The sequence below is a fragment of the Polyangium sorediatum genome, from assembly GCF_029946465.1.
GTDB lineage: Bacteria > Myxococcota_A > Polyangia > Polyangiales > Polyangiaceae > Polyangium > Polyangium fumosum.
The window spans coordinates 1-21,121 of record NZ_JARZHI010000071.1 but is presented as its reverse complement, the minus strand read 5'-3'; the positions used below and the strand labels follow the sequence as shown (position 1 = coordinate 21,121).

At 69.7% G+C, this 21,121-nt stretch carries 13 protein-coding genes; 6 read left to right on the top strand and 7 right to left on the bottom strand.

Annotation, left to right across the window (positions count from 1 at the left end; translation table 11 throughout):
* Positions 1 to 119 precede the first annotated feature (119 nt).
* Positions 120 to 3,962 (top strand): serine/threonine-protein kinase, encoded by a 3,843-nt coding sequence (locus QHF89_RS41315; RefSeq protein WP_136970423.1) that lies wholly within the window; start codon positions 120 to 122, stop codon positions 3,960 to 3,962.
* Here QHF89_RS41315 and QHF89_RS41310 read toward each other — a convergent pair whose 3' ends face one another.
* Positions 3,963 to 4,661, bottom strand: a complete 699-nt coding sequence (locus tag QHF89_RS41310) for a TetR/AcrR family transcriptional regulator (RefSeq protein ID WP_136931604.1) — start codon at positions 4,659 to 4,661, stop codon at positions 3,963 to 3,965.
* Between the two features lie 111 nt (positions 4,662 to 4,772).
* Here QHF89_RS41310 and QHF89_RS41305 point away from each other — a divergent pair, with 111 nt between their 5' ends.
* Both QHF89_RS41305 and QHF89_RS41300 read left to right on the top strand, forming a co-directional pair.
* Positions 4,773 to 6,254: a flavin-containing monooxygenase gene (locus QHF89_RS41305; protein ID WP_136970422.1), complete on the top strand. Its 1,482-nt coding sequence runs from the start codon at positions 4,773 to 4,775 to the stop codon at positions 6,252 to 6,254.
* Positions 6,255 to 6,329: 75 nt separating this feature from the next.
* Positions 6,330 to 7,133 (top strand): SDR family NAD(P)-dependent oxidoreductase, encoded by an 804-nt coding sequence (locus tag QHF89_RS41300; protein WP_136970421.1) that lies wholly within the window; start codon positions 6,330 to 6,332, stop codon positions 7,131 to 7,133.
* A gap of 30 nt (positions 7,134 to 7,163) precedes the next feature.
* Here the strand turns inward: QHF89_RS41300 and QHF89_RS41295 are convergent, their stop codons facing one another.
* The 5 genes from QHF89_RS41295 to QHF89_RS41275 all read right to left on the bottom strand — a co-directional run bounded on the left by QHF89_RS41295 (position 7,164) and on the right by QHF89_RS41275 (position 12,622).
* Complete coding sequence (locus QHF89_RS41295; protein ID WP_136970420.1) at positions 7,164 to 8,468, bottom strand: sigma-70 family RNA polymerase sigma factor; 1,305 nt, start codon at positions 8,466 to 8,468, stop codon at positions 7,164 to 7,166.
* Between the two features lie 166 nt (positions 8,469 to 8,634).
* A complete protein-coding gene (locus QHF89_RS41290; protein ID WP_136970419.1) occupies positions 8,635 to 9,219 on the bottom strand; it encodes a hypothetical protein in 585 nt (194 codons plus the stop codon).
* Between the two features lie 53 nt (positions 9,220 to 9,272).
* Positions 9,273 to 10,559, bottom strand: a complete 1,287-nt coding sequence (locus tag QHF89_RS41285) for an ABC1 kinase family protein (RefSeq protein ID WP_136970418.1) — start codon at positions 10,557 to 10,559, stop codon at positions 9,273 to 9,275.
* Between the two features lie 34 nt (positions 10,560 to 10,593).
* Entirely contained in the window at positions 10,594 to 11,190 is a 597-nt protein-coding gene (locus tag QHF89_RS41280) for a TIGR00730 family Rossman fold protein (protein ID WP_136970417.1), read from the bottom strand.
* Between the two features lie 82 nt (positions 11,191 to 11,272).
* Positions 11,273 to 12,622, bottom strand: a complete 1,350-nt coding sequence (locus QHF89_RS41275) for a pectin acetylesterase-family hydrolase (protein WP_284721603.1) — start codon at positions 12,620 to 12,622, stop codon at positions 11,273 to 11,275.
* A 175-nt stretch (positions 12,623 to 12,797) separates the two neighbouring features.
* Between QHF89_RS41275 and QHF89_RS41270 the strand changes: the two genes are divergently transcribed.
* The 3 genes from QHF89_RS41270 (at position 12,798) to QHF89_RS41260 (ending at position 18,680) form a co-directional block, all read left to right on the top strand.
* The gene (locus tag QHF89_RS41270; protein WP_136970416.1) at positions 12,798 to 14,504 is read left to right on the top strand and encodes a hypothetical protein; all 1,707 of its coding nucleotides are present in this window, start codon (positions 12,798 to 12,800) and stop codon (positions 14,502 to 14,504) included.
* Positions 14,501 to 16,609 carry an SWIM zinc finger family protein gene (locus QHF89_RS41265; protein WP_136970415.1) on the top strand — a complete coding sequence of 703 codons (2,109 nt, stop codon included), beginning with the start codon at positions 14,501 to 14,503 and terminating at the stop codon, positions 16,607 to 16,609. Before QHF89_RS41270 ends, QHF89_RS41265 begins: the two co-directional genes overlap by 4 nt.
* A 355-nt stretch (positions 16,610 to 16,964) precedes the next feature.
* Positions 16,965 to 18,680 carry a reverse transcriptase domain-containing protein gene (locus tag QHF89_RS41260; protein ID WP_136970414.1) on the top strand — a complete coding sequence of 572 codons (1,716 nt, stop codon included), beginning with the start codon at positions 16,965 to 16,967 and terminating at the stop codon, positions 18,678 to 18,680.
* Between the two features lie 945 nt (positions 18,681 to 19,625).
* On the opposite strand, the gene QHF89_RS41255 is transcribed toward QHF89_RS41260, so the two are convergent.
* Positions 19,626 to 21,121: L,D-transpeptidase (locus QHF89_RS41255; RefSeq protein WP_284721602.1), on the bottom strand; the 1,496-nt coding region annotated here is incomplete at its 5' end.

The window sequence follows — 21,121 nt, the reverse complement described above, 5'->3', positions numbered from 1 at the left end:
CGTCCTGGTCGCGCGGCCGCCTCCCGACGGAAAAAAGAATCGAATGGGAGCGATAGTTCGCTCGTCCGCCAGGCGAGCGAACTTGTATACGCCGGTTCTCCGGGGTATCCTGAATCCCAATGCGATCCGGTGAGGTGCTGGACGATCGGTTCGTGCTCGGGAGGCGGGCCGGATCTGGAGGGATGGGGACGGTGTGGCGCGCCGTCGACCGGATCACGGGCGAGCCCGTGGCGCTCAAGGTCCTGCGTGACCCCGAGGGGGAGTCGGGCCCGCGTTTCCTGAAGGAGGCGCGTATCCTCTCGACGTTCGAGCACCCGCACGTCGTGCGATACGTGGCGCATGGCATTGCCGCGTCGGGTGAACCTTACCTCGCGATGGAATGGCTCGAAGGCGAGAGCCTGCTCGCGCGCCTCGAACGGGGCGCGCTCGGCATCGAGGAGAGTTGGTCCCTCGCCCGCAACATCGCGGATGCGCTCGGCGCGGCGCACGCGCGGCGGATCGTCCACCGGGACGTCAAGCCGAGCAACTTGTTCCTCATGGGCGGCGCGCCCGATCGCGTGAAGATCGTCGATTTCGGCATCGCGCAGAGCGGCGGGACGGACGCGCTCACCCGGACGGGCTCGATCCTGGGGACGCCGGGATACATGGCCCCGGAGCAGGCGCGCGGCGATCGCGAGGCCGACGCGCGGGCCGACGTGTTCGCCCTCGGGTGTGTCCTGTTCGAATGTTTGTCGGGAAAACCCGCGTTCCAGGGCGCGCACCCGATGGCCCTGCTCGCGAAGCTCCTGCTCGAAGATCCTCCGCGCCTTCGGGATTTGCGCCCGGACGCGCCCGAGCCGCTCGCGGCGCTCGTCCATCGTTTGCTGTCCAAGGATCCGGAGGTGCGCCCCGAGGACGGCGCGGCGGTGCGCGAGATGCTCGACCGCATCGACGCGACCGCGAGGCTGCCCGTCTCGACCGGCGAGCCTTGGCGGGCGTCGCTCACGGGCACGGAGCGGCGGCTCGTCTCGATCGTGGCGGTCTCGCCGCCGCTCGATCGCGAGGCGCCGCGGGACCTCGTGGCGGCGGTGCGGCGCGTGGCGCTGCCGCTCGGCGCGCGGGTCGAGGAGCTCTCGTCCGGCGCGGTCGTGGCCGTGCTGCTCGGCGAGGGAAGCGTGGTGGATCAAGCGGCGAACGCGGCGCGTTGCGCGACGTGGATGAAGCTCGCGGCGCCCGAGGCGGCCGTCGTCCTGGTGACCGGGCGCGGCGAGTCGACGAACCGCCTGCCCGTGGGCGAGGCGCTCGAACGCGCGGCGGCGCTGCTCGACGAGGCGCTCTCGGCGCAAGAGGACGGCGCGCCCGTCCGGATCGACGACAACACACGCGCGCTGCTCGACGCCCGCTTCGATCTGGTCGAGCAAGAGGGGCGGATCGCGCTGCGTGGCGAGCGCCGGACGGGGCAGGAGAGCCGCACCTTGCTCGGCCGGCCGAGCCCCTTCGTGGGCCGCGACCGCGAGCTTCGGAACGTCCTCGACCTCGTGGACGAGAGCTTCGACGAACGATGCCCCTCGGCCGTGCTGGTGACGGCGCCGCCGGGGATGGGCAAATCGCGCCTCCGGCAAGAGCTCTTGCGGGTGGTCAAGGAGCGCCACACGAACGTCGTGTGCACCCTCGCGCGGCCCGACGCGATCGGCGCCGGCTCGGCCTTCTCGCTGCTCTCGGGCGCGCTGCGCGACATCCTGCAGATCTCGGCGGGCGAGCCGATCGAGGCGCAGCGCCGCAAGATCGAGCTGCTCGCGGCGGTCTTCGCCGACGAGGCGGAGCGACGCACGATCATGGAGTTCCTCGGGGAGCTCGCGGGCGCGCCTTTCCCCGACGAGGGCAGGCCACGCCTGCGCGCGGCGCGTCAAAACCCGCAGCTCATGGCCGACCAGATCGAGGCGGCGTACCGCGCGCTCACGGCGGCGGTCGGGGCCACGCGGCCGATCCTCGTGGTGCTCGAGGATCTGCACTGGGGAGACGCGCCGTCGCTCAAGATCCTCGACGCCGCGCTGCGTGATCTCACCGATGTGCCTTTCGTCGTGCTCGCGTTCGCGCGGCCCGCGGTGCACGAGATCTTCCCGCGCCTGTGGGCGGGCCGGAACGTGCAGGAGATCCGGCTCGGACCGCTGCCACGGCGCGCCGCGACGGAGCTCGTGTCGGCCGTGCTCGGCGGCGACGTCGCGGCGGAGCGCGGCGCGGCGCTCGTGGAGCGCGCGGAAGGAAATGCGTTTTTCCTGGAAGAGCTCATCCGCGCGGTCGCGGACGGTCGGGGCGGAGAGCTGCCGGACACGGTGCTCGGTATGGTGGAGGCGCGCCTCTCCGCGCTCGCGCCCGAGTCGCGGCGGCTGCTCCGGGCCGCGAGCATCTTCGGTGAGGCGTTCTGGGAGAGCGGCCTCCGCTCGCTGCTCGGCGACGGCGAGCCGCTCGCCGGTTCGCTCGCGGAGCTTTGCGCGCGCGAGCTCGTCACGCGGCGGCTGCATTCGAGGTTCGCCGGACAGGAGGAGTACGCGTTTCGCCACGCGATCATCCGCGAGGGCGCGTACGCCATGCTCACCGATCAAGACCGGCACCTCGGCCATAGGCTCGCCGGGACGTGGCTGAAGCGCGCCGGCGAGCCCGACGCGCTCGTCCTCGCCGAGCATTTCCAGCGCGGCCGCGACCCCGAGAACGCCGCGGCCCATTACCTCCGCGCCGGCGGCCAGTCGTTCGACCGCGACGACTTTTCCGGCGCGCTCCTCTGCGCGCAGCGCGGGATCACGTGTGGTGCCTCGGGCGAGGTCCTCGGCAACCTGCAGGCGCTCTCGGCGATGGCGCATTGCTGGCGCTCGGAGTTCGACGCCGCGCACCGGGCGAGCGTCTCGGCATTGCCGCTCGTCGCGCACGGAGGCCGCTGGGCGTGCTTGCTCCTCTTCCACGGCACGTGGGCCTCGCTCGTCGTCGGCGCGGAGGAGGATTTTCTCCGCATGGCCGGCCGATTCGTCCACTTCGAGCCCCAGCCCGACGCGCGCCGGGATTACCTGTTATGGGCCCCGCTCGCGGCCTCCTTGCTCACGTCGTACGGGCGTCGCGAGCTCTGCCGCGCCCTGCTCGACCGGGCCGAGCGGCTCGCTGCTTCGATGCCCGCGCTCGACCTCGACCTCGCCGGCTCCTTGGCGATCGGGCAGAGCGACGAACTCCGCGCCTTCGAGCGCGCCCCGTTCCGCCAGCTCGAGCTCACGCGCCGGGCCGTCACCGCGTTCGAGGCCATCGGCGACGCGCGCAACCACATCATCGCGTTGAACCGGCTCGGCCAGGCCCTCGGCGAGATCGGCGAGCGCGAGGCCGGCGAGCGCGCGTTGCGGGCCGCCGTCGATCATGCGCGCCGCATTCGTGGGCCGTTTGCGCTCCTGCAATCGGAGCTCCACCTCGCGGCGCTGCTCGTCGGCTTCGGCGAACCGGCGAAATGGGCCGAGGCGGAGAGCATCACCGAGCGCGTGCTCGGGGCCGCGGGCGTGAGCGACGGGTATCGCGGCTGGGCGCGTGGCCTCCGGGCGCAGATCCTGCTCCACCGTGGCGTCTACGAGGACGCCGTCCGCGAGGCACGCGTGGCCCTCGCCCTTTGCCAGCGGGTCCCGCTCCGCAAGCTCTGGATCACCACGCTCCTCGTGCGTTGCCTTTTCCTTTTGCGAAAGGCGGACGAGGCGCGCGCGCTCGCCCGGGAGATCGGCGCGGCGCTCGGTCAGGACGGCGGCGGGTACGTCGAGATCGAGGCGCGGCTCGTCATGGCCGAGGCGTCCGCCGAGGAGGGCGAGATGGAGGAAGCCTCGCGGGCCCTGCGCGACGTGGTGCATCGGATCGAGGCCCGTGCCGCGGAGATCCCGGACGAGGCGCTGCGCTCGCATTACCTCCAGGCCGTGCCCGAGAACGTCCGCGCTCGCTCGCTCGCGACCGCGTGGCTCTGATCAGCGCGCCTTCGCGGGCCGCTTTTTCTTGGGCGGGGCGGGCTCGTTCGCCAGGGAAAACGCCGTCGCGGCGCGCAGCGCGTCGAAGAGCAGCACCTTCGCGAGCGCGACGATCTGCTCGATCGGCACGGATCTTCGCGCCACCCAGTCGATCGAGGCGGCCTCCACGAAGCCGATCCAGCCGCGCATCGTGGTGTGGACGAGCGGGCCCGTGGCTTCGGGGGGCAGGTCCGCGACGATGCGGCCGAGGAACGTCGCGCGCGTCTCCTCCAGCACCGCGGCGACCTCCGGATCCGAGCCGATTCCGCCCCGCATGAGGGCGACGTAGGCGGCCCCGCGTCGCTCCACGTACGCGAGGTACGTCCGCACGCCCTCTTCGACTTTCTCCTCGGGCGAGGCGTCCGGCGCCGTGCCGAGCGTCTCGTCGAGCAGCTCCTTCGACGCCGCGCGCAGGGCCGCCACGTAAAAATCGCGCTTCGTCGGGAAGTAATGATAAAGCAGCCCCTTCGAGACCCCCGCGGCGCGCGCGATGTCGTCGATCGAGATCTCGTCGTAGGAGCGCTCGCTGAAGATCGACAGGCCGAGCGCGAGGAGCTGGGCGCGGCGCTCGTCGACCTCGAGCCGCGCGCGCGGGGCGGGCCCTCGTTCGGCGTCCGCCGGGGGCCGCGCCGCCGGCCTCGGCCTTGCTCGGCTCTTCATGAGGCGAGCCTATACCTCCGGCGCCTCGGATGTTCAATCGTCGGCTTTCTTGTTGACTTCAGTTCAACAGGCGGTATCTTCGGATGCACTACTGAACCGGAGTCAACAGCCATGCAGCGCGCGCGCGTTTCGGGCTCGGTCAGCCCCATCATCATCGTCGGCAGCGGCTTCGCGGGCCTGGCCATGGCGATCCGGCTCAAGCAGGCCGGCATCCACGATTTCATCCTCTTCGAGCAGGCGGGGCGCGTCGGCGGCACCTGGCGCGACAACCATTACCCCGGCGCGGCGTGCGACGTCGAATCGCACCTCTATTCGTTCTCGTTCGAGCCGAACCCGCGCTGGACGCGCAGCTTCGCGCCGCAGGCCGAGATCCTGGACTACCTCGAAGCCTGCGCCCGCAAGTACGGCTTGCTCCCCCACATTCGCCTGAACACCGAGGTCCGACGCGCCACGTTCGACGAGCGGGCAGGGGTTTGGCGGGTCGAGACGAGCGACGGCGGCACGACGATGGCGCGCGTGGTCGTCTCGGCCTGCGGCGGCCTCAACCGCCCCGCGCTCCCCGACATCCCCGGCCTCGGCGCGTTCGGCGGGAAAACCTTTCATTCGGCGCGCTGGGACGAACACGCGAACCTCGACGGAAAGACGGTGGCGGTCATCGGCACCGGGGCGAGCGCGATCCAGATCGTGCCGGCTCTCGCGCCGAAGGTCGGGCGTCTCCACCTCTTTCAGCGCACGCCGCCGTGGATCCTGCCGAAACAAGACCGGGCGATCACGCCCCGCGAGCGCCAATGGTTCGCCCGCGTGCCGCTCCTCCAGCGGGTGGCCCGCCTGCGGCAATACTGGTGGCACGAGCTCTTCGCGCTCGGGTTCGTCGCCGAGCCGCGCGTCATGAAGCTCGCCGAGCGGCTCGCGCGGATGTACCTCGCGAAGAGCGTGCCCGATCCCGTGTTACGGGAAAAACTCACGCCGCGATATACGATGGGCTGCAAGCGCGTCCTGCTCTCGAACGATTATTACCCCGCGCTCCTTCGATCGAACGTCGAGCTCGTCACCGATCCCATCGAGGCGATCGAGGCGGAGGGCGTGCGGACGAGCGACGGGGGGTTCCGAGAGGTCGATACGTTGATCCTCGCGACCGGGTTCCAGGCGGCGGAGGCCGTCGCGCCGTTCGAGATTCGCGGGCGCGGCGGGCGTGATTTGAACGACGCGTGGCGTGACGGGCCCGAGGCGTATCTCGGGACGACGATCGCGGGGTTTCCCAATTTGTTCCTGATCGTCGGGCCCAACGTCGGCCTCGGCCACAGCTCGATGGTCTTCATGATCGAGTCCCAGGCGGCCTACGTCATGAGCTGCATCGAGGCGATGCGGGCGCGGCGCTGGAAGTTCGTCGACGTGCGGCCGGAGGCGCAAGCCGAGGAGAACCGCAAGCTCCAGGCGCGTTTTCCGCGCACGGTCTGGTCGACCGGATGCGTGAGCTGGTACCAGACCCGGAGCGGCAAGAACACCACGCTTTGGCCGGGCTTCACGTTCGAGTATCGCCTGCGGACGCGGCGCTTCGATCCCGCGCCCTACGAGGTGGTCCCGATGGCGTGAGCGCCATTGACGGATCGGCGCGGGTCGGGTTTTCATGCGGGCACGAGATCACGAGACGAGGACGAGGAGAACTTCATGGGACTTCGATCATCGGGATGCAGCGTCATCACCGGGGCAGGGGGCGGCTTCGGCCGCGCGCTCGCGCTCGAGCTCGCGGCGCGCGGCGGGCGGCTCGTGCTCTCCGACATCCAGCCCGGCGCGGCGGAGGAGACGGCCCGCCTCGCGCGCGCCCGCGGTGCCGCCTCGGCCACGGCGCTCGGCTGCGACGTGACGAAAATCGAGGACGTGGAGGCGCTCGCGAACGCTTGCGAGGGCCCCGTCGACCTCCTGGTCAACAACGCCGGCGTCAGCAGCGGCGGGCTCGTCGGGGACCTCTCGCTCGCGGATTGGCGCTGGACGATCGAGGTCGATCTCTTCGGCGTGATCCACGGCTGCCACACCTTCGTTCCCCGCATGAAAAAGCAGGGCGCCGGCCACATCCTCAATGTCGCCTCCGCCGCAGGCCTTTTGTGCGCGCCGCGCATGGCCGCCTACAACGCCGCGAAGGCGGGCGTCATCGCGATCTCGGAGACCTTGGCCGTGGAGCTCGACGGCACGGGCGTGGGCGTGACCGTCCTCTGTCCGACGTTTTTCAAGACAGACATCGTGAATTCGGGTCGCTTCGCGGATCAAGAGACCCGCACCATGGCAGACCAGCTCATGGCGGGCGGGCGCCCGGTCGAGGAGGTGGTCCTCGCGGCGCTCGCGGCCGTGGAGCACGACGAGCTGTATGCGGTGCCCATGGCCGACGCGCGCTGGCTCTGGAGGATGAAGCGCGCGTTGCCGAGCTCGTTCCGCAAGCTCATCAGCTTCGGCGTGAATCTGCGGGCGAAGCGCTGAAGGCCCGCCCTCGATGGACGAACTCGGCCTTCAGCGCAAGCCTTCGAGATAAGAGCCGAGCCCCCGCTCCTCGGACCAGGTGCGGAGTTTTTCCAGCGCCTTCGACTCGATCTGCCGAATTCGCTCGCGGCTCAGCGAGAACGAGCGCCCGATTTGCTCCAAGGTATGGTCGTCCTCGCCCGTCAGCCCATAACGGAGCCGCAGGACCTCACGCTCGCGGGGCGTGAGCGTCTCCAGCATCTCGCTCGCGGCCTCGCGCATGCGCGTCCGGGCGAGCGCCTCGTCGGGCGCGTCCGTCTCGCTCGCCAGGGTGTCGCCGAAGCGGAAATCGCCCTCGTCGCCCATGGGCGCGTCGAGGCTGACCGGCATGAGCGAGAGCGCGCGGACCGCCTGGACCTTGTCGAGCGGCACGCCCGAACTCTCCGCGATCTCCTCCTGCGAGGGCAATCGCGCGTTTTTCTGCGAGAGCGCCCGCTCCGCGCCGAGGACCCGCCGCCGGCTCGCCGTGAGGTGCACCGGCATGCGCACGTCCTTGCCTTGGTAGAGGAGCGCCCGCTCGATGGATTGCCGGATCCACCACGCCGCATACGTGCCGAACCGATACCCGCGTGAATAGTCGAACTTGTCGGCGGCCCGGATGAGGCCGAGGTTGCCCTCCTGCACGAGGTCGAGCAGGGGGACGCCGCGGTTCGAATAATGGCGCGCCGTCGCGACGACGAGGCGCAGGTTCGCCCGGACGAGATCGCCCTTCTCGTGCGCCGCCCGCGCCCGCGCCTTCGCGGAGCGATCCCGCGCCTCTTCGATGCGCGCCTGCTCCTCGGCGTGGGTGGCCTTCGCGCGGGCCACGAGCGCCTGATCGAGGCGCTCGACGAACGTCGGGTCGACCCGGAGCGCGTCGAAGGCCTCCGCGAGATCCGTGGGCAGCGCGGCTTCGCTCTCTGGCCCCTCGGCGATCGCGCGCGCCCGTTCGAGCGCGCCGACGAGGCGGCTCGTGCTGTCCGCCGCGTCCGGGGCCTCTCCGTTGAGGAGGAGATCCCGCGGGTTTGTCTGGCCAGACTGGATTTCCGCCGCCATCGCAGCGAGCGCGTGCACGCTCGCGGAGGAGCGTACGAGCGCGGACAGCGCGTCGCGCTCGGCGTCCACGATACGACGCCCGAGCTCGGCCTCGGCCTCGCGCGTGAGCGGCTGGCTTGCTTCGAGCCCCCGCAGATAGAGATCGGTCGCGTCCTGGATCGGAGCCGCGCGAGGCGCCGGGGGCGTGGGGGCCTTGCGCGTGCGCGGACGACGCGTGCGTGCGGGCTCCTTCGCGGGGCCCGCGATCCTGAGTTTGTTCAATGTGGTCTCCAGGCCCGCGTCCTGCCCGGCGAAGACGCGGCGGAGGGTGGTGCTCGCCGGGATTAGGGAACATAAGCATCCCTCGCGCCTCCGAAAGGGGGGCGCACAAAAGAATCGCGGGCGAGGGAACCATCCCAGCCGTCGAATACGAATGATGTGCGGACGCTCAGCCAGTCAGGAGCATGGCTACCATCACGGCCGAGGCGGTCTCGCCCCAGCCGGCGAACGTCTCGGGGATCCGGACGCTCACGAGCTCCATCGAACCCCCACAACGTAGCGACCCTTCGTAAATGTGCCCGCGCCGCGCGAGATCGAACCCGCAGAGGCCGACGGTCCCGGTGAGCGCCTCGGGCCCGATCCAGAGATCGGTGATGCGCCCACGGAGCAGCCCCTCGACGTGCTGCCGCTTCTCCACGCGCGTCACGCGGAGCCGCAGCGGCTCGGCGCCCCACAGCCCCTCGACCTCGGCGCCGCGGACGGAGGCGCTCAGCGTCTTGCCGAGCACGAGGCCGCGCAGGGCCTTGCCGTCGTCCTCGGCGTAGAGGCCGACGTTCACGACCGGCCCGATCGCCGTCCCCTCGCCGATCGTCGCGTGGATGACGTGCCCGCCCGAGCCCTGCAGGAAGAAGTCGTTCGGCCTCCCGGGCTCGTCGTAGAGCGCCTCCTGGGAGGGCATGTTCGGCTCCTCGTACCCGCAGGAGGCCGGCGCGAGGAGGGCGAGCGCGACGAAGGAGAGGGAGAGCCTGGGCATCACGGACCTCGGCGGAGTATAAGCCGAAGGGCGCGTCTCACAACGGCCCAGCATCAGACGAACCCCGCCTCGCGCAGGAACGTCTCCTCCACGGCCGCGTAATCGAGGCTCACGTCGAGGCGCGCGAGGACCGAATAAAAGCCGAACTGCAGCCGGTTCATGAAGAGCATGCCGGGCGGGAGCTGCACGAAGTTGCCGTCCTTCTTGAACAGCACCTCGTTTTTCATCTCCTTGATGCCCTCGACCAGGCTCGCCGCGTACGCCCGCGTGATCCGGTACGGCGAGCCGAAGATCGGCTCGAAGCAGCGGCGCGAGTACGCGACCGCCATTCGCTCGTAGACCCCGCCCTCCGTGAGCAGGATCTTCGTGGCGATCTCGCCGAACGCCTCTTCGTCCCGGCGCAAGGCCGCGAGGTGGAGGTTTCGCGCGAGCGTGAGCCGCTCGCCCTCGATCGGCTGCACGCAGCCAAAATCGAGGAAGATGATCGAGCCGTCGTCCTGGAACAGGTAATTGCCCGGGTGCGGATCGGCGTTGAACATGCCGCCGACGAGGTTGCCCTTGAAGACGAACCGCCAGAGCGTGTCGGCATACCGCTCCCGGATCACGAGGTCCGCCTCGCAGGCCTCTTCCAGGGCTTTTCCGTGCACGAGCTCGCTCGTGAGCACGCGCTTGCTCGATCGTTCGAGGATGACCTCGGGAATGCGGATCGCCGGATCTCCCTCGTGCAGCGCCGTGAACGCGCGTTGCCTCCGGGCTTCGAGCTCGTAATCGAGCTCCTCCAGGAAGCGCGCCCGGAGCTCGGCGAGCACGGCCTTGGGCTCCAGGCGCTTCGGCCCGAGCACCGCGACCATGCCGCCGAGGACGTCGGCATTCTCGAGGTCGCTCTCGACGGCCTTTTCGATGCCCGGGTGCTGCACCTTCACGGCGACCTCGCGCCCGTCGTCGAGCCGCGCGCGGTGCACCTGGCCGATCGAGGCGCTCGCGAACGGCTGCTCGTCCCATTCGGCGAAGAGTTTGTCGATTGGCGCCCCGAGGTCCTCCTCGACCCGCGCGCGGATGGCGACGGGCGACGAGGTCGGCGCGGCGTTCCGCAGCTTGCGCATGGCCGTCTCGTAGGCTTCGCGTTGCCCCTCGGGGACCATGCCGTCCACGTAACTCGCCATCTGGCCGGCCTTGGCGGCGAGGCCACGCAGCGTGCCGAGCATCTCCGCGGCCTTGCTCGCGGCGGCGTCGGCGGCCGATGTCCCGCGGATCAGGCTCGCGCCCGTGCGCGCCCCGACGGCGGCGAGCCGCGCGAGCCTTCCCAGGCGTCCTTCCGGGATCTTTCGTTCGTCGGTCATCGGGGCGGAGGTGTGGGGCGCGGGCGGGGGGGGTTCAAGGTTTGTCGATCCACCGGCCGATATCGGGGATCTGGAGCTTCGAGAGGCGGTCGAGCAGCGCGTCCATCGTATCGGCCGACGCGCAGAGTGGGCGGTGAATGGGGCGGATGAAGCCCTCGGTCATCGCGTGATCGAGGAACGCGACGAGGTGGTCGTAGTAGCCGCGCACGTTGAGCAGGCCGACCGGCTTCTTGTGGTAGTTGAGCTGCGACCACGTCACGACCTCGAACACCTCTTCGAGCGTGCCCCAGCCGCCGGGCAGGGCGACGAAGGCGTCGGCCATGGAGGCCATCATGGTCTTGCGGGCGTGCATGCTATCGACGATGAAGAGCTCCGTCAGCCCCTCGTGCGCGAGTTCGCGGGCTTTGAGCTTCTCGGGGATCACGCCGTAGACCCGGCCGCCCTTCATGAGCGCGCCTTCGGCGACGGCGCCCATCATGCCGACGCGGCCGCCGCCGTAGACGAGATCGATGCCGCGCTCGGCGAGGAAGGAGCCGGCCGCGCGGGCGGCGTCGAGGTAATGGGTCCCGACGCCGCCGGAGGACCCGCAGTAGACCGCGACGCGGCGGAAATAGGTGCGCGTGCTGTTCATGCCGCGGAACATAGTCCAGGGCGCCGGCCCTGGCATCCGGAAAATTCGGTAAGAGCGGAAAGTTGCTCCGCGTGTCGTTTCGTTACGGCCCGATGTGGGTGGCCGCGGCGCCGTCGACGATGCCCTTCACCCACTCGGACATGGGCGTTCCATCGACGTTGGTGTTGTAATAGCCGTTGCCGCCGAGATAGGTGTGGGTCGTGGCGCTCACGTAATAGCTGCTCCACGCGGGCGATTGCTGGAGGAAGCTCTCGCGGATCTCCTCGAGGCCCGCGGTGTATTCGGCGCCGGAGAGCGCCGTCGGGAAGAGGCCGTCGATGTTCTGGCAGTCGTTCTTCCCGTAGCCGTAAAACTGCGAGATCGTGTTGTCCTTGTCGGACGAGATGAGCCCGAGCGAGGCCTCGGGGTATTTCTTCCCGAGGAGCTTCCAGGCATTGGCGAGGCCGCCGCCGTTCGGGAGCGAGCATTCGACGCAGTCGGCGGGGAGCGTGTCCGGGAAGTTGTAGAGATCGCGCCAGCGCTTCTGGAGGCAGGGCGCCATGTAGGTGTCGCCCATCGGGGGGCCCGAGTCGTCGATCAGCGCGACGGGCGTGGGGCAAAACGCCTGCGCCACGCGGTCGTAATTGTAGAATGCGCCGAACCCGCCCGCGCTCACGCCGGTGAGCAGGACCTCGGTCACGTTCTTGAACGTGGGGATGATGCGCTTCAGGTAATGGCCGATGTTCGCGTACCCGACGAACTGCTGGCCCTTGGGGGAGAGCCCGCCCGGCACGTCGGCGCCCGGGGCATTGCCGGCGTGCACGTCGCCCGTGCAATAGGGGACGTAGACGAAGCTCCAGTCCTTCACGGCGTTCTCGTCCTCCACCGTGCTGAAGATGCCGTTCTTCCCGCCGTTGTTTTTCCAGTTGTCGAAGTTGTTCTGCCCGTAGGAGCTCGGGTTCAGGTTGCACGTCGTGCCGTTGAAGCACGCGCCGCCGCCCTCGAGGAAAATGACGAGCTTCGTCGATTGCGGGTTGATGCGGACGCCGAAGCCGGTGGAGCTGCCGCCCCGGCATTTCGCCTCGGGGACCGGCACCCACGTCCATTGCCCGGCCTGCGCCTCGACGGGCGCGCCGTCGAACGGCCCCTCGGGCGCGCACGCGGGCCCGCCGCCGCCGGAGCCGCCCGTCCCACCGGAGCCGCCCATTCCACCGGCGCCCGCCCCGCCGTCCCCGCCGGCGCCGCCGCTCCCGCCGTCTCCGCCCGTGCCGCCCATTCCGCCGCCGTCCCCGCCGGCGCCGCCCGAGCCGCCCACGGACGTGCCGCCGCTCGAGCTCGACGTGCTCGTGAAGAGTTGATCGGTATCGCCGTCTCCGCCGCCGCAGCCGGCCGCGGCGAGGAGCGAGACGAGAGGAATGGCAAGCGTGCTGGGTGAGAATCGAAGCGCTCTCATGGAGCCACGGTAAAGGATTGATCGCGCGCGCTCAACGCGGATCGTGGACGAACCGTTCGGGTGGAAGATTAAAAGCGGGGGTGGAAAGGGGCGGGGCGGCGTCCGTGGTGTGGAGCCCCGAAGGCCGTGCCCCTTGACCTCGCGCGCCCGACTTGCCTATCGTCTCGACCCTCGCATGGCGAACGCGCGCACGAGGGCCGGATCGAACCTGCTCCTCGACGAATACTGGGAGTCGGGGGACGACCGTTTCGTCGACGAGGTCCTCTCGCTCACGGCCGGCAAGAAGCTCAAATCGCTCGCCGAACGGTGGCTCAAGGACAGCCGGCCCTTCGCGCGCCGCACGCTGCTCGCGTACATCGCCGACGGCTGCGACAGGCCGCACCACCGGCCGCTCGTGAAGAGCCTCTTCAAGCTCGCCGAGAAGGCGCACGACGACGAGCTCGTCGGCCACTTCATGGTCGCCTTCGACAGGCTCGTGGAGCGCAAGCTCGTGGAGAAGTCGCGCTACGACTGGGCGAGCCGGCAGTCGCGCAAGGTGCGTGTCCTCGTGGGCACGGGCAAACACCCGGCCCGCTTCTGGGGCCGCGACGACAGCGCGCCGCACTTCTCGAAGGCCACGCGCAACTACCTGCGCCGCCGCGTCCTGCGCTACTTCCGCGACGTCGGGCGCAAGGATCCCGTCCGGTACGGCAAGGTGATCCGCAAGGCGCTCGTGCTCTACCGCGACGATCACCTGGACAAACCCGAGCGCCTGCTCGACGCGTGGAGCTTGCTCCACGTGCTCTACCACGGCGCGGACGCGCTCGATCGGCTCCCGGATGGCATCCGCGTCGCGAAGGATCACTCGCTCGCCGAGCTCGCGCCCGCGCCGCTCTGGCCCGAGGCGTGGCAGGGCTGCTTCGAGGACGTGCTCGCGCTCGTGACGAGCGCGAAGGGCCGCACGGTGCGCGTGTTCGCGGTGGAGCTCCTCAAGGCCGGGTACGCGCGTGAGCTCGGCGCGCTGACGATGGCGCGCCTGCGCCCGCTCATCGCGAACCCGAACGAAGAGGTGCAGATCTTCGCGGCCGATCTCCTGCGCACGGCCGAGGGCATTTCGAGCCTCACGGTGGCCGAGTGGCTGGAGCTGCTCCAGATCGACAACCCGACGGCGCTCGGCTTCCTCTGCGAGGCCATCAAGAAGCACGTCTCGCCCGCGCGGCTCACGCTCGATCAGTGCGTGGACCTCGCGTGCTCGCCGGTCGCGCCCGTCGCCGAGCTCGGGCTCGACTGGGCGATGACCAAGAAGGCGGCCGGGATCAAGGCGATCGAGGCGACGTTGCGCCTCGCGACGGCGCGCGCGCCGCGCGTGCGTGAGGCCGCGGCGAAGTGGGTCGTGTCGATCCTCTCGACCGCCAAGGAAGCGCGCATGACGCACGTCCGGGATCTCGTGGACGCGCGCTACGACGACGTGCGCCGCGAGGCCCTGCAGCTCTTCGAGCGCGACGTGCGCTTCAAGGATGATCCGGCGCTCTGGTCGGCGCTCTCGGAGAGCCCCTACGACGACGTGCGGGCGTTCTTGCTCGCGCACCTCGTGCAGCGGGAGAAGGCGCTCGGTCCGGCGACGCTCGAGCGGATCTGGGCGACGACGATCCTCGCGGTGCACCGCGGCTCGAAGCAGAAGCGCACGGCGCTCTCGCAGATCGCGGCGCGTATCGTGGAACATCCGGCCGAGGCGGAGCCGCTCGTGGGGCTGCTCGGGTATGCGCTGCGCAGCGTGCGGCCGCCGGAGCGGCGCGCGGCGCTCGCGGCCGTCTCGCGCGCGGCGTTCCAGGCGCCGGCGCTTCGCAGCGCGATCGGGCGCAAGTTGCCGGAGCTCTCGCTTTTCCAGGAGGAGAGGGCGTGAACGTCGACCTCCGTTATCTGGGCAAGAGCGGCGTGCTCGGGGCGGCGCAGAGCCTGCTCGTGCGTTTTTCCCCGAACCTCGCGCGGCCGAAGACCTTCTTCGACGCCGAGCTCAAGGACGCGATCCGCTTCCGCGAGGCCATGAGCGCGCTGCACGACGTGGTCGTCGGCGACCTCAAGTTCCGGAAGAAAGACAAGACCGCGTACCAGGCGTGGAAGAAGGCCGAAGAAGAGCGCGAGGCGCAGCTCAAGGCGCAGCTCTTCGATCAGGCGAAGCGCGCCGAGCTCGCGCGGCTCGCGAAGGAGCCGATCCCGCCGAACCTCGATCGCGACTTCCGCAAGATGCATCGCCTCTACTGGGACGCGCGCGTCAAGTGGGCGAACGAGCTGGCGCGGCACGATCCGGAGCTCTTCCGCCACCTCGTGCCGTGCGACCCGGTCGTGACCGTCGCGCCCGACGTGGTCTTCTTCGAGTGTTTCTCCAAGGACGAGTCGAGCTACGGCTGTTTGTCCGTGGACCGCGACTCGTTCGTGGGCGCGCAGGAGGCGGGGCTCGGCACGACGAACGTCGATTACTCGATCGCGCTCTACGAGCATTTCCAGACGCTGCGGAGCTACCGGAAGACGCGCCTCTCCGTGGACCCGACCGGCTTCGACGTGAAGGTCGAGGGCGTGGCGGACTACCGCGAGGAGAAGATCGATCTGCCGCCCTCGTGGCTGCGTGGATTCGGTCAGATCCAGGCCTCGACGTGCCTGCCGAGCCGCCGCGTGGATCTGCCCGTCGAGGTCGTGTACGCGATCCTCGCGCACCTGAAGCGCCACCGCGAGAAGACCGGGCCGCGCAGCATCCGGTTCGTGCTCACGCCGGGCAAGGCGCCGAAGATCATCCTCGATCCGTGGGGGATCGAGATCCAATCGCGCGGGCCGGTGTACGACGGCGGGCTCGAGATCGGCGGGAGCAGCGTGGGCGGCAAGCTGGGCCCGTATCGTTCGGCGCCCGCGGGCCGCGAGATCACCGAGGAGGTCAAGATCTGGGGTCGGCGGCGGCTCTTCGCGCTCGCCCGCGTCCTGCCGCTCACGGATCGCGTCGAGGTGCGGCTGCTCGGATCGGGCCTGCCGAGCATCTGGATCGCGCACATGGGCGACATGCGGCTCGTGCTCGCGCTGAGCGGGTGGACCACCAACGACTGGACGAGCGGCTCGGGGCTCGACCTGCTCGCGGGCACGACCGAGCCGGACGCGCGCACGATGCTGCAGGCGGATCGGTTCCTCCAGAACGAGCAACGCGCGACGTTGCCCGCGATCGCCGCGGCGACGGGTGCGTCCGAGGAGAGCCTCGTGCCCGCGCTGCACCTGCTCGCAAAGCGCGGGCAGCTCATCTTCGACCACGCCGATCAGGTGTATCGCTACCGGCAGGTGATGCCCGCCGTGCTCAGCGAGGCCTTCCTCGGGCCGGAGCACCCGGAGCTCGTCGAGGGCCGCGCGATGGCCCGGAGCAACGCGGTGACGATCGATCGGGACGAGCTTCTCTCCGATGGCCGGCGCGCGGTCGTCGGCAAGGCGAAGGGCACGGGGTGCGAGGCGATCTTCGACGAGGACCTCGCGATCAAGAAGGCGAAGTGCTCGTGCTCGTACTTCTACAAGAGTGGCCTTCGGGCCGGGCCTTGCCGGCATTTGCTCGCGCTCAAGATGGTGCTCTCGAGCCGCGCCCTGCCGCAGGCGCCGAAGCCCGAGCCCGCGCCCGAGGCGCCGAAGGCGTCGAAGTGGTCGTCGGGCGAGAGCTTCCCGATCCCGCGCCAGATCCTCGACGACATCCGCAAGGTGGCGAACCGGAAAAACACCACCGTGTCGCGGGTGCTGGAGGAGGCGTGGGACGTGGCGATGCCGCGGATCCAGGCGGAGCGATCGTGGACCACGGCGCTCGCGCTCGCGGATGTCACGCTCGCGCGTTCCCTTGCCACACGTGTACCGGCGGACGCCGTGGAGGAGCGGCTCGCGCTCCCGCCCGACGTGCTCGCCGAGGTGAAGCGCGTCGCGGATCGGTTCCGCGCCGAGCGCGCATCCGTCCTCTGTCTGGCCTGGCTTCTGGGTAGGAAGTCGTTGTAGGAATGGTCTTGTCGTCTCGTTCGACGCGCTCGCGTCCAGCCTTGCAAGGAGGTCCGTCCGCCCGAGCCCACCATGCTGCGGCGTTCCGCCGTGGCGGAGTTCGTTCCCCCATGCGTCCCCGCGCCCGATGTTCTTTTGGCCCTAAAGCCCCCTACCAGCATCCACTCAGCGGACCCTTGGGTCTGGATGCCGGTAGGGGGCCTAGGGCCTCGGTGATCGGACGTGGTCCTAGGCGAGTAGTCGGGCGGACGGGCTTCCTTGGAGGGCTGGACGGCGCGTCGAACGGTGCATCAAGGGTCGCTCGCCCGAGCTCTCGGGCGATGCGCATCGCAACCTCGATCTAGCGGGAGTTGCCGTGGGCTTCTGGGACAAAGTCAAGTCCTTCATCGGCACCGGCAAACCCGGCGAGGGCGAGCCCGGGAAAAACGAGCCGGACGACAAACCGAAGGCGGCATCGGCTTCGACGTCGTCATCGTCATCGTCGACCAAGTCGACGACGACGGGAGCTGCGACGGGGAGCGCGACGACCGCCGTCGCGACGTTCACCTCGACGAGCTCTGCGCCTGCGGCGAAGAAGAAGGACAAACCGAAGCCGAAGGACCCGTACGACACGTCGGGGATCCTTGGTTTGTCGGCAGACGAGATGCGCAAGCGCGCGCTCAAGATCAACCCGTACCAGACGGCGTGGATCGGGCGCGTGGACACCATCCCGCCGCAGAGCGACGAGCGCACGGCGCTGATCGATCGGGGCCTCATCCTGCGCGGCTTGCTCACGGAGGCGCAGATCGAGGAGATCCACCGCGTCGGGGATCTCTGGCTCAAGCACAACGAGGCCACGAGCCTGGCGTCCACGGTGGCCCGGAAGAAGGCCGACGAGGCGATCGAGGAGCTGCGCCGCCAGAAGGCCGAGCGCAAGGCAGAGAAGAAGCGCCTCGCGGCCGAACGCAAGAAGGAGCACGCAGAGGCCGTCGCCAAGCGTCGCGCCGAAGACATCATCTTCCTCGGCCGCGGCGTGTCCGGCAGCCTCGGGGATCGCCGCGCGAACGTCGAGTCGTTGCAGAAGCAGGGGTTGCCCATGCTCTCGACGCCGGCGGAGGTCGCGAAGGCGCTGGGCCTGCCGATCCCGCGTCTGCGCTGGCTCTGCTACCACAACGACGCGGTCGAGAAGCCGCATTACGTGTACTTCGAGGTGCCCAAGCGCTCGGGCGGGATGCGCTTGCTCTCGGCGCCGCACGAGGCGCTCTCGAAGGCGCAGCAGTGGATCCTCCAGAACGTGCTCGCAAAGCTTTCGGTCGAGGCCGAGGCGCACGGGTTCGTGAAGGGCCGCTCGACAGTAACGAACGCACGGGCGCACCTCGGCCGCGGGACCGTGGTGAACCTCGATCTCTCGGACTTCTTCCCGACGATCACGTTCGGCCGCGTGCGCGGGCTCTTCGAGTCGATCGGATACTCGCCCGCAGTGGCCACGATCTTCGCGCTGCTCTGCACGGAGTCGCCGCGCCGGAAGGTCGTGTACGACGGGACGACATACTGGGTGGCCGTGGGCGAGCGGGGATTGCCGCAGGGCGCGTGCACGAGCCCCGCGATCTCGAACCTGGTCGCGCGCAAGCTCGATCGGCGTCTCACAGGCATGACGCGCAAGATGGGCTGGACGTACACGCGGTACGCAGACGACCTCACATTCTCCGCGGCAAACGAGCTCGTGGACGACGGCAAGGGCGGCCAGAAGAAAGGCCGAGGCGACCTCGGAATCCTGCTCGCGCGGGTGCGGCACATCGTGCAAGAGGAGGGGTTCGCCATCAACCCGAAGAAGGGGCGCGTGCAGCACGCAGGCGGGCGGCAAGAGGTCACCGGAATCGTGGTGAACGACAAACTCGGGATGCCACGCGAGGAGGTCCGCAAGCTCCGCGCAATCCTGCACGCCGCAAAGAAGACCGGGCTCGCCGCGCAAAACCGCGAGAACATCCCCCACTTCGAAGCGTATCTGCAGGGGAAGATCGCCTACCTGAACATGGTCGACCCCGAGCGAGCGATGCAACTCGCAAAGGCATTCCTCGAAATTCCGCGCTGACACGCGGGGAAGCGTCGCCCCGGGGCGCTGCCCCGGACCCCGCGGGGGGCTGTCCGCCCCCTCGACCCCGGACCAGCGAGGCGCTGGACCCAGGGTTGAAAAACTGCGCGATGCGCAGTTTTTCAAGCAGGCCGACGAAGAACCCAGGTCGCCAGCCGAACCCGCAGCGCGGCTGTTTGGGGTGGCAGGGTCGTTGCTGGTCTTGACCGGGCCTGTTCGATGAACTGCGCGGAGCGCAGTTCATCGAGCTTGGGTCCAGCCCCTGGCTGGTCCGGGTCCAGGGGTGGACAACCCCTGCTGGGGCCTGGGGCAAAGCCCCAGCGAGGCGGCTTCGAGAGGAGACCGATGCACAGAGCCGTGATCCACCCCCGCTCCGCGACCGATAGCGGCCAGGTGACCCCGTCCCTCTCCCACTCCGCGTCCATCCCACACGAAGGACGCTCTGATCCTCCCCCGCGCTGCCCCCGTACCCACCAAGCCGAGCCGTGATCCTCCAGTGGTCACGCCATGTTCCCTGGCAGGACGCCCCGTCCCTCCCGTGGTCACGACGCGCGCGGGGGCAGGCGAGCCGTGATCCAAGCCCTTCGACGAAGCGCACGGGGCCAGGCGAGCCCTGTCCGCCCCGGGGCGCTGCCCCGGACCCCGCGGGGGGCTGTCCGCCCCCTCGACCCCGGACCAGCGAGGCGCTGGACCCAGGGTTGAAAAACTGCGCGGAGCGCAGTTTTTCAAACAGGCCGACGAAGAACCCAGGGTGCCAGCAGAACCCGCAACGCGGCGGTCTCGGTTGGCAACGCCGCTGCCGGTCTTAACCGGGCCTGTTCGATGAACTGCGCGGAGCGCAGTTCATCGAGCTTGGGTCCAGCCCCTGGCTGGTCCGGGGTCGAGGGGGCGGACAGCCCCCCGCGGGGTCCGGGGTGAAACCCCGGCGCAACGCCGTGGCCGGCTCTACCGCCGGATCCGCACGATCGTGCTCTGGCCGAAGGCCTGCACGGCGCGCATGCCGTGCCAGCCTTCGGGCACGGTCGGGTCGGTCCAGTCGAAGACCCATTTGGCGTCGATCGGCGCCATGTTCACGCAGCCGCCGCTCTTTGGCTCGCCCCAGGCGTCGTGCCAGTAGGCGCCGTGCAGCGCGTGGGGGCCGCTGAAGTTCAGGACCCAGTTTACCTCGGCATGCACGAGGTTCTCGTCCGAGCTCGACACCATCGACGCCGTGCGGAACTTGCCGTCGACGCGGAAGAGGCCGACGGGCGTGGAGGCGGTCTTGAGCGGCTCGATGCCTGGGTACGGCACGCCGCCGCGGCCCGGGGAGATCATCGTCGCATAGACTGGGCGTAGGCCCTCGTAGGCGACGAGCGTGCCATTCAAGACGCGCACGTCGACCCATTTGCTCTTCGTCGGATCTTTGTCGGCGAGCCAGGGCGCCTCGGGGACGGCCTCGACGATCTGCGCGTCCTCGGCGAGGACGTAGATGCCGCTCTCCTTCGTCTCGACGAACGCCTTGCCGTCTTGCTCGATCCGCGTGCCTGTGAGGCCGACCCAGCCGAGCCGCGGGAACGTCTCGTCGGTCTGCACGAGCTTGCCTTCGGCTTCGCGTTTCCATTTCGGGCGTGGCTTCTGGCGGAAGAACGCGAGCGGGAGCTTCACGTCGTCGCTGAGCGAGACGCCGTGGAACGTGGAGCGCGGGTAAGGCTTGAGGCGATCCTTCGGCAGGATCGCTTGGTCTGCCGTGAGGACGAACGTGCGACCGCCGGACTCGAAGGCCCGCACGAAGGCGATCGTCGAGCCGAGCTGGACGAACTTGCGGTTTTCCCGGACGAGCGGGCCAAAGGGCACGAGCTCGGGCGGGCCCTCGCCGGAGGGGGCGAGGTCGACGCCGACGAGGGCTTTGTCGATCGCGGCGATCGCGGCCGTGTTTCCTGCCGCGGCGCGCGCTTTTTCGACCTTGGCCTCGTGTTTTTCGAGGTCCCATTCCGCCTCGTGTTGCTCGGCGCGCGTGGGGATGTGGTCATAACGCGGAGCGCCAATGGATTCGCCGTACTGGTACGGCCAGGGCGAACTCACATCGGCTGCGTCGCGCCGCAGGATGACGATCGCTGGGTCCTTTTCGTCGATCGTCGCGGTGGCGCCCGCGCAGACGTAGCCGCGTGGTTCGACGGCGTACCAGGCGTCGCAGCCGCCATACCCCTTGATGTGCGCGGCTTCGACGCAGCCGCCTTTGAGTGGCACGGAGCTGCCGAGCGCGAGGTATCCGATCCAGGCGCGGCTTGCCCCGGGCTCGGGGTGGATCCAGGCAAACCGCCCCTTCGACCAGATGCGCGGCGCAGCGGGCGTGGTTGTGGGCGCGGGGGCGGCGGCGGGCGCGGCTGTGGGCGCGGGGGCCGTCGCGGGGGCGGCGGCGGGCGGGGTCGTGGGGGGCGCCGGGGGCATCACCTCGGCGGCGG